At 65.7% G+C, this 12629-nt stretch carries 10 protein-coding genes; 5 read left to right on the top strand and 5 right to left on the bottom strand.

Translation table 11 applies throughout. The features are described 5' to 3' along the window. Positions 1-328: 328 nt before the first annotated feature. On the top strand, positions 329-742 hold the full coding sequence (locus M5E06_RS00385) for a response regulator (RefSeq protein ID WP_109150943.1): 414 nt from the start codon (positions 329-331) through the stop codon (positions 740-742). A 60-nt stretch (positions 743-802) separates the two neighbouring features. On the opposite strand, the gene M5E06_RS00390 is transcribed toward M5E06_RS00385, so the two are convergent. Genes M5E06_RS00390 through M5E06_RS00400 form a run of 3 tightly spaced genes read right to left on the bottom strand, consistent with a single transcriptional unit; the run spans position 803 to position 4565 of the window. Further along, positions 803-2572: a DUF3369 domain-containing protein gene (locus M5E06_RS00390; RefSeq protein WP_252136758.1), complete on the bottom strand. Its 1770-nt coding sequence runs from the start codon at positions 2570-2572 to the stop codon at positions 803-805. A gap of 60 nt (positions 2573-2632) precedes the next feature. Next, a complete protein-coding gene (locus M5E06_RS00395; protein WP_252136759.1) occupies positions 2633-3601 on the bottom strand; it encodes an SH3 domain-containing protein in 969 nt (322 codons plus the stop codon). A gap of 10 nt (positions 3602-3611) precedes the next feature. Next, positions 3612-4565: a LysR substrate-binding domain-containing protein gene (locus M5E06_RS00400; RefSeq protein ID WP_252136760.1), complete on the bottom strand. Its 954-nt coding sequence runs from the start codon at positions 4563-4565 to the stop codon at positions 3612-3614. 159 nt (positions 4566-4724) lie between these two features. Here M5E06_RS00400 and M5E06_RS00405 point away from each other — a divergent pair, with 159 nt between their 5' ends. Further along, entirely contained in the window at positions 4725-4949 is a 225-nt protein-coding gene (locus tag M5E06_RS00405) for a hypothetical protein (RefSeq protein ID WP_252136761.1), read from the top strand. A 51-nt stretch (positions 4950-5000) separates the two neighbouring features. After that, entirely contained in the window at positions 5001-6086 is a 1086-nt protein-coding gene (locus M5E06_RS00410) for an asparaginase (RefSeq protein WP_252136762.1), read from the top strand. Between the two features lie 68 nt (positions 6087-6154). Here M5E06_RS00410 and M5E06_RS00415 read toward each other — a convergent pair whose 3' ends face one another. Continuing rightward, complete coding sequence (locus M5E06_RS00415; protein ID WP_252136763.1) at positions 6155-6781, bottom strand: hypothetical protein; 627 nt, start codon at positions 6779-6781, stop codon at positions 6155-6157. A 253-nt stretch (positions 6782-7034) separates the two neighbouring features. Between M5E06_RS00415 and M5E06_RS00420 the strand changes: the two genes are divergently transcribed. Next, a complete protein-coding gene (locus M5E06_RS00420; RefSeq protein ID WP_252136764.1) occupies positions 7035-8105 on the top strand; it encodes an AAA family ATPase in 1071 nt (356 codons plus the stop codon). Further along, entirely contained in the window at positions 8011-10530 is a 2520-nt protein-coding gene (locus M5E06_RS00425; RefSeq protein WP_252136765.1) for a S8 family peptidase, read from the top strand. Before M5E06_RS00420 ends, M5E06_RS00425 begins: the two co-directional genes overlap by 95 nt. Positions 10531-10566: 36 nt before the next feature. Here the strand turns inward: M5E06_RS00425 and lepA are convergent, their stop codons facing one another. After that, positions 10567-12369: a translation elongation factor 4 gene (gene lepA / locus M5E06_RS00430; RefSeq protein ID WP_109150951.1), complete on the bottom strand. Its 1803-nt coding sequence runs from the start codon at positions 12367-12369 to the stop codon at positions 10567-10569. Between the last annotated feature and the right edge of the window lie 260 nt (positions 12370-12629).

Consider the following 12629-nt stretch of genomic DNA (forward strand, 5'->3'; position numbering starts at 1 on the left):
AGCCTCCGTTTCGGCGGGGGCTCTTTTTTTGTCCTCGCCGAAGGAGTCGCGAAAGAGTCTTTTCAAACCGCCGATTGCCCAATCATATGCTGAATCGCTGATTGAAGAATCTTGAGTGCATTCGCTAAGGGAAAATCCTGATGCCGATTGTTGCAATTCAGTATTAGACGGCTATGCAATGTTTTGTGGGAAGATCGGGCCTTGGGATTGTTTGCCCGTGGTAAGCCTATGATGTGTCCGATGTCACGGTTAGGCCACAGGCGGCGCTTGCATTGCCTTGGCTTGCCCGATGTCCAATTTGATGCAAGCGACAGACCGGGAGAAATCAATGGCTGATCCTACAGGCAGTCAGGCAACCAAACCGGAGTCCATCAGGCCGCTGATCCTGGTGGTCGACGATGACCGCTCGATTGTCGAGGGGCTGGCGATCCTGTTGGACGGCTGGGGGTACGAGGTGGTGAAGGCGCTGAGCGCCGCCGCGCTGGAGGCTCAGCTCGGCGGTCTGGGCCGGGCGCCGAACCTGATCATCGCCGACCATTACCTGCCGGCCGGCCGTACCGGGCGGGAGGTGGTGGAGCGCGTCCGTGCCGAGACCGGGCAGCAGATCCCGGCGATCATCCTGACCGGCGACAGCACGCCCGAACGGCGCGACGAGGCCGAACTTCTGGGCTGCCAGCTGCTGCTGAAGCCGGTGCAGGTCGGGCCGTTGCGCGAGGCGGTCGAGGCCCTTTGCAGCCGATAGGACGAAGGAAAAGGGGGCGGGGTTAGGGGTGCGGCATCCCGCCCGTCAGGCCGCCCGTCGTCAGGCCGCCGGTCCTGCCCCGGAACCGGGCCGGTCGATCTCCGGCAGCACGGCGAGGAAGGCATCGACCACCGCCGGATCGAAGCGCAGGCCGGCCAGCCGCCGGATTTCCTCCACGGCGTGAGCACGGTCCAGCGCCGGACGATAGGGACGGTCGCGCGTCATCGCGTCATAGGCGTCGGCGACGGCGACGATGCGGGCGCACAGCGGGATCGCCGCCCCGGTGCGGCCGTCGGGATAGCCGGTGCCGTCCCAATTCTCGTGATGCCAGCGCGCCACCGCCGCCCCCAGATGCAGATGGGTCGGACCGTCGGCCAGATGGCTGGCCTGGTGCAGCAGGGCGGCGCCGGCCACCGTGTGGGTCTGCATGGCGCTGCGTTCCGTCGGATCGAGCGGGCCGGGCTTCGACAGGATGTCCGGGTCGACCGCGGCATTGCCGATGTCGTGCAGGATGGCGGCGAGCCCGATGATCTCCAGCGTCGATTCGTCCAGCGACTCGGGGAACAGGCCGTCGGCATGCAGGCGGCGGGCGATCCGTTCGGTGATCGCGGCGATGCGCAGCGAGCGGCTGAAGCGGCTGTCCCCAATTATTTCGGCCGCCATATCGGCCGTCTTCTCCGCCGCCGCGCCGTCCGTGCCCAGCGTGCCGCGGCCGCGTTCGGCCAGATCGGCCAGCGCCGCCAGCGTGCCCTGCTGGGCGCGGTAGAGCTGCTCGTAATGGTGCAAATTGTCGAAACCGACGGAGATCTTGCCGCAGAACACCTCGATCAGCCTGCGGTCGAGTTCGGACAGCGGCCGGTTGGAGCGCAGATAAACCACCGTCTCGCGGTCGTTCGGCGTGCGGATGTAGAGCGTGCAATGGTCGCCGGCATAGCCATGCGCCTGTTTTTCCAGGCAGGCGGCCACCGCGTCCAGCACGGCCGGGTCGACATGGCCGGCGGCGGGCTCGTTGATCAGCGCCTCGAACCGGCCCGACCCGGCCAGCACATAGAGGCTGGTGGGAGATCCCGATGGGGCGCATCCCGACGGGGTGCAGCCGGCCGCGCCGGCGCCGCCGCGCTGCATGCAGAGGATGGCGTCCGGCCCCACCCCCAGCAGGCCGGACAGCTGGGTCAGCACGCCCGCGGCGAACAGCTTCATCGAGCGGGCGCGGAACAGCGACGACGACGCCTCGATGATCTTCTCCAGGCCGCGGCGGTTGGCGTCGATCGTTACGATGTCCTCGTAGGAGCGCAGGGCCGCGACGGTGGTGGTGAACAGCTGCTGGGCGGTCAGCTGGGTCTTCGCCTTGTAGTCGTTGATGTCGTAATCGAGGATCACCGCCCGTTCCGGCGCCTGTCCCGGCTGGCCGGTGCGCAGGATGATGCGGACGTTGCGGTTGCGCAGCTCCTCGCGGATGTGGTGGACCAGCCGCAGGCCGGCGTCCTCCGTCTCCATCACCACGTCGAGCAGGATCAGCGCGATGTCGCTTTCCCGCGCCAGGATGCGCCGCGCCTCCGCCGCCGAATGGGCGGACAGGAAGCGCGCCTTGCGCCCCTTGTAGGCGAAGTCGGACAGGACGAGCTTGGTGATCGCATGGACCTCCGGCTCGTCGTCGACGATCAGCATGGTCCAGCGGCTGCCGGGCTGCTCCTCCGCGCCGCCGTCCCCGCCTGATGCATCCCCGTCCGGGGCGGCATCGTCGAAGAACACCAGATCCTCGTCACCGCTTTCCGCTGCCGGAGCGGTTCGGGCCTCGTCCTCAGGTCCAGTCGGGTCGGCGTCGGTCATGGCTCTTCGATCGTGAAAGCGTCATGAGGGTGGGCGTGGCCGGCCCATTGATGCAAACTATCAGAACGTATCCAGCTCGATCACCGTACAATCGAGTCCGCGTTGCGCCAACGTGCCGCAGGCGGTGTCGACCTGCAGCCGGGTGAAGGGGGCCACCCCGACCTCGTACAGCAGGCGGCCCTTGCGGAACACCGGCCAGACCATCGGCGGCAGGTCGCGATAGTCGCTGCCCGGCCCGGCGGTGAACTCCTTCCAGGCGCGCAGTCCCTCGGCGTAGCTGACATATTCGCCCAGCTTGATGCCGTAGAGCATGCCCGGCTCCACCGGCGGCATGCCCGGCAGCGGGTAGGGCGCCACCACCCCGACCAGCCCCTGGACCGGCGCCAGCGCGCGGGTACCGGCGGGCAGGGCCAGCGTCGCCTCGCCGTTCGCCGCACTGATCAGCGCCACCACGTCGCCCTGGCGCAGCGTGAAGGGGCGCCGCTTGCGGTTGCTCAGGATCTCGGTGGCGGAGATCGGGCCGGCGGCGACGACATAGCCCTCCGCCGGGGTCTGCGCCGCCTTGTCCCAGGCCGCGCGCGGCACGACGGCGGCGCTGCGGTGAGGCAGGGGAGCGTCCGCCGCCGGCTTGCCGGAGCCGGGTTTCGCCGGCTCGGCGGGCTTGTGCGCCCGCGGCCCCTCGCCGCCGATGGCCGGCCGGCCGGTGACCATCAGCGCCGGGTCCAGCGAATCGGCGGGGACATAACCGATGGGCTGGCCGCCGATGGCGACCTCCGTCCAATAGGTGCCGCGCGGGGTGCCGAGCGCGTTCAGCGCCTTGCCCTGCTTCAGCGTCGTGACGATGCGCGCATCCTCGCTGGGGCCGATCCGCACCTCGATGTCGCGGTTCAGCACCACCTCGCCGGTCAGCGGGGCGCCGATGGCGACGGGGCTCTGCGCCCGCGCCGGCACGGCGGCGGCGATGAACCCGACACAAGCGAGGGCGACGGCGAGCGCCGGCAGCAGGCGGCGGGTCGGCACGGCTTTCATGGCACGGCTTTCATGGAGAGACTTCCTTCGCAACTTCCTTCGCGGACATCGATGGGGCGAGGTCCGGTGCCCGGCGGCCGAGCAAGTCATGGCCGACGAGGTCGTGGATGGCATCGGCCAGCAGCCGCACCGGCTTGGGCGCCGTGCCGCGGGCGCGGTGCAGGGCGATGTCGACGTCCGGCAGGGCGGGAAACCCCTCCGCCGCGCCGATGCGGCGCAGGCTGGGCGGGACGGTGCAGCATTCCATCGCCGTCACCCCCAGCCCGCCCATCACCGCGCCATGGACGGCGACGACGCTCTTGCTGGTGAAGGCGACGCGCCAGTCGCGGCCGATGCCGTCGAGCGCGGCGACAGCGAGGTCGCGCACGACGCAGCCCTTGGGGAACAGCGCCAGCGGCACAGGGTCCAGGCTTTCCACCGGGCGATGTCCCGGCGGCGACACGGGATCGAGCGGCGGGGCGACCCAGGCCACCGGCTCCTGCCGCACCAGCTCGCCGCCGGCCTCGCCGGCATGGCGGGTGACGAGCGCGAGGTCGTAGCGGCCCTTGTCGATCTCCGCCACCAGATCGGGGCTGTTGTCGCAGATGACCTCGACCATCACGTCGGGATAGGCGGCGTTGAAACGGGCCAGGATTTCCGGCAGCAGCATGGTGGCGTAATCGTCGGGCGTGCCGATGCGGACGCTGGCCACCGTCGGGCTGCGGTGCATCAGGGCCAGCACCTCGTCGTTCAGGGTCAGCATGCGCCGGGCATAGGCCAGCAGAACCTCGCCGTCGCGGGTCATGCGCACGCCGTGGGTGTCGCGTTCGAACACGCGCTTGCCCACCGTGTCCTCCAGCCGGCGCACCTGCTGGCTGACCGCCGCCTGGGTGCGGCCCAGCCTTTCGCCGGCACGGGTGAAGCTGGCGCTGTCGGCGACGGCGACGAAGGCGCGCAGCAGGTCGGTATCAAGATTGGCGGGCATGGCGGGGAACCGGAAGTTGCCGCTTATTCAAGCAGAGCGCCCGGCCGTCCGCAACGGGGCGGTCATTACGAATCGTGATGACGGCATAATGCCTATTCGTTTCCAAGGGAATGGCGCCCGCCCCATTGTCGGTCTCCAATCCCTTTGGAGTGTCCGATCATGTCGTTGTTCGCCGCCTGGGCCGGTGCGGTTCTCGGGGCCGCCCGGATGGAGTTGCCTGTCATGCCTGCGCCGTCGGTGCCGGAGCCGCGGCGCTTCCGCCTCGCCTACAACCCGGTGCCGTCGGCCCTTCCCGTGTTCGCCCATCGCCTGATGGCGGAACAGGCGCCGTCGTCGGTGCGCTCGCCGCTGGCGGTCCGGGACCGGCTGCGGCTTGAGAAATAGGCGGGCGCCAGCCTATCCTGCCGCCGACAAGAAAGCCGGGAGGAACGGGCGATGTCGCGGGTCTATGTGCTGTATACCGGGGGCACCATCGGGTGCGTGACCAATCCCGACGGGGCGCTGGCCCCGGTGCCGGGTGCGGAGTTCGAGAAGCTGGTGCTGGCGGTGCCCGGCCTGTCGGGCCATCGGGTGCAGGATTACCCGAACCTGAACTGGACCATGGACTGGTTCGACCGCACGCTCGACAGCTCCAACATGACGCCGTCGGACTGGGTCGCCATCGCCCGGCGGCTGCTGTCGGTCTATGACCAGTATGACGGTTTCGTCGTGCTGCACGGGACGGACAGCATGGCCTACAGCGCGTCGGCCCTGTCCTTCCTGCTGCCCGGCCTGTCGAAGCCGGTGGTGTTCAGCGGGTCGCAGGTGCCGCTGTCCTTCACACTGAGCGACGCGCCGGCCAATCTGGTCGGCGCCATCGTGGTGGCGGGAACCCTGCCGGTGCCGGAGGTCTGCGTCTATTTCGATACCAAGCTGCTGCGCGGCAACCGCTCGTCCAAGGTCGACGCCAACCGCTTCGCCGGCTTCGATTCGCCGAACTTCCCGCCGCTGGCCAGCGTCGGCAGCGTGATCGCCCGCAACGAGCCCTATTGGCTGCCGATGCCGGACAAGAGCGTTTCACTGGCCGAGCCGGAGAACCGGGCCAAGCGGCTGGCGGCGCTGGACGCCATGTCGGCGGCGCTGGCGGGGTTCTCCGTCGTCATGCTGTGGCTGTATCCCGGCATCCGGGCGAGCACGGTCTCGGCGATGCTGACCGCCACCAGCCCGGCGGCGAAGGGGGCGGTGCTGCTGGCCTTCGGCGAGGGCAACGGCCCGACCGATCCGGACTTCCTCGGCGCCCTGTCGGCGGCGGTGACGGCCGGGGTCGTGCTGATGGACAACACCCAGGTGCAGCGCGGCGCGGTGCTGCCCGGCGCCTATGCCACCGGGCTGGGCGCCGTGGGGGCGATCGGTGCCTATGACATGACGCCGGAGGCCAGCTACGCCAAGCTGGTCTGCCTGCTGGCCGGCGGTCTGGACGCCGCCGCGGTCAAGGCGGCGATGCCGGTGCCGCAGGCGGGCGAACTGACGGTGATCGACTGACAGGGAATGGGGGGTAAGCGCCTGTCCGGAGGCGGGGGCTGCTTGGGCCGTCCGCCTCCGGCAGCGGCTTACTGGCCCATGCCGGGCTGGTTCGGCGACATGGTGCCGCGGTTCATCGTGCCGTTGCCCATGGTGCCCTGATTCATGGAGCCTTGGTTCATCGACCCGCGGTTCATGGCGCCGGAGCCCATGGAGCCCCGGTTCATCGAATCGCTGTCCATCGCCCCACGGTTCATGGCGCCGGACCCCATGCCGCCGGTGGAGCCGCCCATCTGGCCGCCCATGGTCCCGCCCGTCGAACTGCCGTAGCCGGTGTTGGCCTGGTTGCTGTATTGGGCGAGTTGCTGCAGTTCGCTGGCGTCCTGCATGACGATGATCTGCTTGCCCCGCCGTTCGAAGGAGGCCGGGGGAAGCATGACGGTCTGGCCGGACTTGGCGAGCTTCAGCTCGACCATCGTCTGGCCCTGGGCGTCGGTGGTGACATTCTGGACGGTGCCGGCGACCGGCCCGCCATGGCGATGGACCACCCGCTTGCCGATCATGGCGCGGCTGGCCTGGACGTCGCGGGCACCGCTGTCCATCGTGCCGTTGGCGACCGCATTGGACCTTGCCGACCCGCTGGTCTGGGCATGGCCCGGCGCGGCGGCGGCCATCAGCATCAGGGCCGGAACCGCGGCGGCGAGAAACTTGCGCATGTCATCCTCCCGGAATTGAACCGAATTCAGAGGGGCCGCTGCAAGCGATACCCTCTTCGCAGGAGATGACACGTCAGCGGCGGGTTTGTTGCGTCTGCTTGTGTTGAATTCACCGGCTTTCGTTTGACCGGCCTTCCGAAGAGCTACACCCGCAGCGCCCGATGGTGCGGTTAGAGAGACGCCCTATCTCATTCCTGCTAAAGTGGCTCTCGGCGAGTATCCCAACTTATCGTTCTTTGCGTGGCGTGTCTCAATGGCTCGAAGTGACCTGCTTGTATCCCTTGTCCGCGCCGGCATAGCCGGTGAGCGGGAAACACTGAAGTCGACGGTCGAGGCGATCGTTGCCGACGAGCGCGCCAAAAGCCATCATATTTTGGCTGACCGTCTTCAACGCGCGCTGAGCACGGTTGCCGTCACACCACCGCCTTTGACGTCGTCGTCCATGCCGACGAGTGGAGGGCGGGATGCCATTCTTGAGGTCACGCCGACAATCCGGCTCGATGATCTGATCCTTCCTCTTCCCGTTCGCCGCAATGCGGACCAACTGATCGAAGAACATTTCCGCGCTGGTGTTCTCCGTGCCCATGGTCTGGAACCCCGGCACCGGGTTCTCCTCTCTGGCCCGCCTGGAAATGGCAAGACCTCATTCGCCGAAGCGATTGCCGAGTCGCTGGGAATGCCCTTCTTTGTGGTGCGTTACGACTCGTTGATCGGCAGCTATCTGGGGGAAACCAACACCCGGCTGCGCAAGCTTTTCGATTACATCCGTACCCAGCCTTGCGTGCTGTTTTTCGATGAGTTCGACGCCATCGGCAAAGAACGCGGAGATACCCACGAAACCGGTGAGATCAAGCGCGTTGTCTCCTTCCTGCTGATGCAACTGGACCAACTGCCGAGCTATGTCATCGTCGTGGCTGCAACCAACCATGCGGAACTGCTGGATCGGGCCGTGTGGCGGCGATTCCAACTGAGGCTTGGATTTCCTGAACCAGACCCGAGCATGTTGGCAGCTTATGTGGAGCGGTTGATCAGTCAGTGGCCTGAGAAGCCGAAGGTGGGTGCAAAAGGCATCGTTCGTATACTTGGAAAGATCAGCTACGCCGAAGCGCGTGAATACTGTCAAAACGTCAGGCGGCGCTATATACTCGGTTTAGGGGAAATTCAGATCGATGACGCCGTGAGGGTGGAATCTGACCTTTGGGCGTCGCGTATCAAGCCGACCGAGAGCGATGCCGAGCGATCCGACCAAACCACTTCTGCGCCTGACGCCCAAAGCAAACGGCGACCGCCAAAAAGGTCCAAAGAGGTTTCTACCGCCTCCTGAGGCATTTCCGCGCGCCGACCAGCTTCGAAAGCTTGGGCCGAAGTTTGCGCGTTTGGCGGAGGTCATGGCCCGTCCGGGCACGTTGGAACTGAGGTCCGATCCAACCGCTCTGGCACCGGAGCGGTTGCTGGTGTTCGAGGTTCGGGGCTCGATCCAAGAGTTCGCCAAAGCGGTCAATGAGGTCGTCGGTCTGGACTTTATCGATGAGGAGGAACTCGAAGGCGATGAAGGAGATAAGGCTCCGGTCGCTTATCTGCTGGTTCCCGATGCGCAGGCGATGGATCAAATCCTGTCCTTGTGGAAGCGATGGAGCGCAGGTCGTCTGGATGCCTCAAAACCTTGGGCTAAAGTGTTCGATCTGTTGCGAGATTTGCGGACGTGGGGGCCAGACGACCGCTTAAGCGAAGAGGAGCAGACGTTCCTTGAGGAAGAGATTGAAGAACGTTCAGATGATGATCTGATCCTGTTGGAAGTCGAACTGGTGTTCTCAAAAAAGCCCGAGCGCGCCAGCAGCTATGAAGCCGCTGTTTCGGATTCCATCCTCGCCGATGGCGGCCGAGTCGTCCATCGTGCTTATGTTGAAGACATTGCATATCATGCCCTGCTGGTGTCCCTTCCGGTTGCGGCTGTCCGGTCCATTGTTGAACGGTCAGGGGAATCGATCCTCGGCCTTGATGCCGTGTGGCACATCCGGCCGCAGAGTTTGGCGCCGTCCATCGAGATCGCCGATCCGGTGACCGAACCGCTGCGTCCAGGTCCGGCACCGGAAAAGCCACCGATTCTTGCGCTGCTCGACGGCGTACCCATCGCTCGCCATCCTCTGCTCGCCGACCGTTTGGAGGTGCTTGATCTGTTCGAATTGGAGCCGGATACACCGGTTGCCAACCGTGTTCACGGCACCGCCATGGCGTCGCTGATCGTGCATGGTGATCGGAACTGCCTGGAAGTTCCGCTACCACGCCGTATCCTGGCCCTTCCTGTGATGGGGTGGGACGGAAGGGACGAGGGGTTGCCCCGGGACCGCCTGATCATCGATGTGATGTATCGGGCGCTGTATGCACTCCATGGCCCCGAAGCTATGGCGCCAAGCGTTCTTATCGTGAACATGTCCTTGGGGAACAGAAAACGCCCATTCCACGGTCAGATGTCGCCATGGGGTCGCCTTTTGGACCGGTTGGCATGGCGATTCGGCGTGCTGTTTCTGGTAAGTGCGGGGAACGCTGGGGATGCGTTCCCTGTAGGGGCCTTCGCGAGTTCCATGGATTTTGAACGCGCAGATGGGACCATGCGCGCCCGTGGCGTGTTGTCCGCATTGAATGAGATCATTGCCGAGCGGCGTTTGATTTCGCCCGCTGAAACCCTCAACGGGCTAACGGTTGGATCTGCAAATGTCGATGCGGTTCCCGCGCATGAGCGGCGTACGGTCGGGATCAACGTCGAGCCCTACCCCGAACATCGGATGTCCAATCCGTCCAGCCGGGTCGGTCCAGGCTTTGCCCGGTCGATCAAGCCTGATTTTCTGATGCCGGGATCGCGTGAACATCTGCGAATTCGGGCAAGTGGCGGGAATGTGTCCGTTGCCCCAGCAGGCGTTTCGAGAGCGTTCGGGCTGAAGGTTGCTGCGCCGCCAGTCGATGGCAATGAAAACACCGAGCGCTACACCAATGGGACCAGCGCAGCAACGGCGCTCGCCTCCCGAACGTGTCACCGCATCCATGATGCTTTGGAGGATGCTTACGGCGAATCGTTCATGACATTGCCGCGGCATCGGCGCGCTGTGCTGCTCAAGGCATTGATGGTGCATCCCGCCCGTTGGCCGGATAACACTGCGCTGCTTATTCGGGAAACGTTGGGGCCGAGCGATCCCAAACAGCATGTGCGGCAGAAGGACAACATTCGCCGCTTCCTTGGTTATGGCGTTCTGGATGCCGATGATGCGGTTGCTTGTGCAGCCGATCGCGCCACTTTTTGGGCAGTCGGGATGTTGCCCAGTGAACAGTCCGCGGTCGTGGAGATCCCCATTCCAACCTGCATCGGCGGCCAAGCCCGTCCGCATGGCATGTGGGCAACCCTGGCATGGTTCACTCCGGTTCAGCCGGGCCGACGTAGCTATCGGTCGGTGCGGTTGAACCTCCTTGATCCTGACCATCTGGCGACATTGGCAATGAAACCGGCGCCGGGCCAACCCGACCACAACCAAGTGCGGCGGGGTACGGTTCTATCGCGCCGTTGGGAGGGCAGCCGCGCTCCAGCCGTTACCGAAAACATGACCATCCGCTTGGTCGTCCAGCGGGAACTCGACCAGGGAATGCCGATTGACGATCCGGTTCCCTATGGACTGGCCGTCACCCTGTCGATGCCCGGCGTGACCGAGGTGTATAGCCAAGTCCGTCAACGCCTCGCTCCGAGGCCGCGCATCCGGTAAACGGAAAGGCGGGCCGAAGCCCGCCTTTCCGTATCCTTACTCGTCGCCCATCTTGAGCGCCGCGATGAAGGCGCTCTGCGGGATTTCAACCTGGCCGAACTGGCGCATGCGCTTCTTGCCTTCCTTCTGCTTGTCCAGCAGCTTGCGCTTGCGGCTGATGTCGCCGCCGTAGCACTTGGCGGTCACGTCCTTGCGCATGGCGCTGATGCTCTCGCGGGCGATGATCTTGCCACCGATGGCCGCCTGCACGGCGATCTTGAACAGCTGGCGCGGGATCAGCTCCTTCAGGCGTTCGCACAGCTGGCGGCCGCGGCGTTCGGACTGGCTGCGGTGGACGATCATCGACAGGGCGTCCACCGGCTCGGCATTCACCAGGATCGACAGCTTCACGAGGTCGCCTTCCTCATAGCTGTCCATCTGGTAGTCGAAGCTGGCATAGCCGCGGCTGATCGACTTCAGCCGGTCGTAGAAGTCGAACACCACCTCGTTCAGCGGCAGGCGGTAGACCAGCATGGCGCGGGCGCCGGCATAGGTCAGCTCGATCTGCTGGCCGCGCCGCTCGGTGCAAAGCTGCAGGACGCCGCCGAGATACTCGTCGGGCAACATGATTGTCGCCTTGATCCACGGCTCGTCGATGTGGTCGATCCGCATCACATCGGGCATGTCGGCCGGGTTGTGCAGGTCCCGCACCGTCCCGTCCGTCATCGTCAGCTTGTAGACCACCGACGGCGCGGTGGTGATGAGGTCGAGGTTGAACTCGCGCTCCAGCCGCTCCTGGATGATCTCCAGATGCAGGAGGCCGAGGAAGCCGCAGCGGAAGCCGAAGCCCAGCGCCGCCGACGTCTCCGCCTCGTAATGGAAGCTGGCGTCGTTCAGCTTCAGCTTGCCCAGGCTGTCGCGCAGCCGCTCGAAATCGGCGGCGTCGACCGGGAACAGGCCGCACCACACCACCGGAATGGACGGCTTGAAGCCGGCCAGAGCCTCGGTCGCCGGTTTGCGCTCGTCGGTGATGGTGTCGCCGACCTTGGTCTGGGTGATGTCCTTGATCGCGGCGGTGATAAAGCCCATTTCGCCTGGCCGCAGCTCTCCGGTCAGCAGCGCCTTCGGGGTGAAGACGCCGACGCGGTCGACGTCGTGGGCGGAGCCGGCGGCCATGAAGCGCACCTTCTGCCCGACCTTCAGCACGCCGTCGACCACGCGCACCAGAATGACGACGCCGAGATAGGGGTCGTACCAGCTGTCGACCAGCAGCGCCTTCAGCGGCGCGTCGGCATCGCCCTTGGGCGGCGGCAGGCGCTTGACCACCGCCTCCAGCACCGCGCCGATGTTGAGGCCGGACTTGGCCGAGATCTCCACCGCGTCGGAGGCGTCGAGGCCGATCACGTCCTCGATCTGCTGCTTGATCCGCTCCGGCTCGGCGGCGGGCAGGTCGATCTTGTTGAGGACCGGGATGATCTCGTGGTTGTTGTCGATCGCCTGATAGACGTTGGCGAGCGTCTGCGCCTCGACACCCTGGGAGGCGTCGACCACGAGGATCGAGCCCTCGCAGGCAGCCAAGGACCGGCTGACCTCATAGGCGAAGTCGACGTGGCCGGGGGTGTCCATCAGGTTCAGCGTGTACTGCTTGCCGTCCTCGGCCTTGTAGAGCAGGCGGACGGTCTGGGCCTTGATGGTGATGCCGCGCTCGCGCTCGATGTCCATGCTGTCGAGCACCTGTTCGCGCATCTCGCGCGCGTCGAGGCCGCCGCACTGCTGGATCAACCGGTCGGCAAGGGTCGACTTGCCATGGTCGATGTGGGCGATGATCGAGAAATTGCGGATGTGCGAAAGGTCAGTCATCGGGGCCCAAACAAGCGAGAGTTTGCCGGGAACATAGGGCGGACGGGGGATGGGCGCAATGATGGTGTGGTGGGCGGGGGAGCGTAGCGGGCCGGGCGGTGGGGCGTTTGGAACAGGGTGGAACGTTTTTATGGGGAGTGTTCAGTGTTCCATCCGGTGCGGTTCGCCCCGCTGGCGGGCGGCGGATGGAACGTTTGGAACAGTTTGGAACGGTTTTCGCGGGTGTGTTCACTGTTCCATCCTGCGACGTGGGGCGCTTC

The sequence above is a fragment of the Azospirillum sp. A1-3 genome, assembly GCF_023806445.1.
In the GTDB taxonomy this organism is placed as follows: Bacteria; Pseudomonadota; Alphaproteobacteria; order Azospirillales; family Azospirillaceae; genus Azospirillum.

Excerpts from the sequence above, each read along its gene's own strand:
- M5E06_RS00385 (WP_109150943.1), top strand. The coding sequence starts at position 329 with ATGGCTGATCCTACAGGCAGTCAGGCAACCAAACCGGAGTCCATCAGG.
- M5E06_RS00390 (WP_252136758.1), bottom strand. The coding sequence starts at position 2,572 with ATGACCGACGCCGACCCGACTGGACCTGAGGACGAGGCCCGAACCGCT.
- M5E06_RS00395 (WP_252136759.1), bottom strand. The coding sequence starts at position 3,601 with ATGAAAGCCGTGCCGACCCGCCGCCTGCTGCCGGCGCTCGCCGTCGCC.
- M5E06_RS00400 (WP_252136760.1), bottom strand. The coding sequence starts at position 4,565 with ATGCCCGCCAATCTTGATACCGACCTGCTGCGCGCCTTCGTCGCCGTC.
- M5E06_RS00405 (WP_252136761.1), top strand. The coding sequence starts at position 4,725 with ATGTCGTTGTTCGCCGCCTGGGCCGGTGCGGTTCTCGGGGCCGCCCGG.
- M5E06_RS00410 (WP_252136762.1), top strand. The coding sequence starts at position 5,001 with ATGTCGCGGGTCTATGTGCTGTATACCGGGGGCACCATCGGGTGCGTG.
- M5E06_RS00415 (WP_252136763.1), bottom strand. The coding sequence starts at position 6,781 with ATGCGCAAGTTTCTCGCCGCCGCGGTTCCGGCCCTGATGCTGATGGCC.
- M5E06_RS00420 (WP_252136764.1), top strand. The coding sequence starts at position 7,035 with ATGGCTCGAAGTGACCTGCTTGTATCCCTTGTCCGCGCCGGCATAGCC.
- M5E06_RS00425 (WP_252136765.1), top strand. The coding sequence starts at position 8,011 with ATGCCGAGCGATCCGACCAAACCACTTCTGCGCCTGACGCCCAAAGCA.
- lepA (WP_109150951.1), bottom strand. The coding sequence starts at position 12,369 with ATGACTGACCTTTCGCACATCCGCAATTTCTCGATCATCGCCCACATC.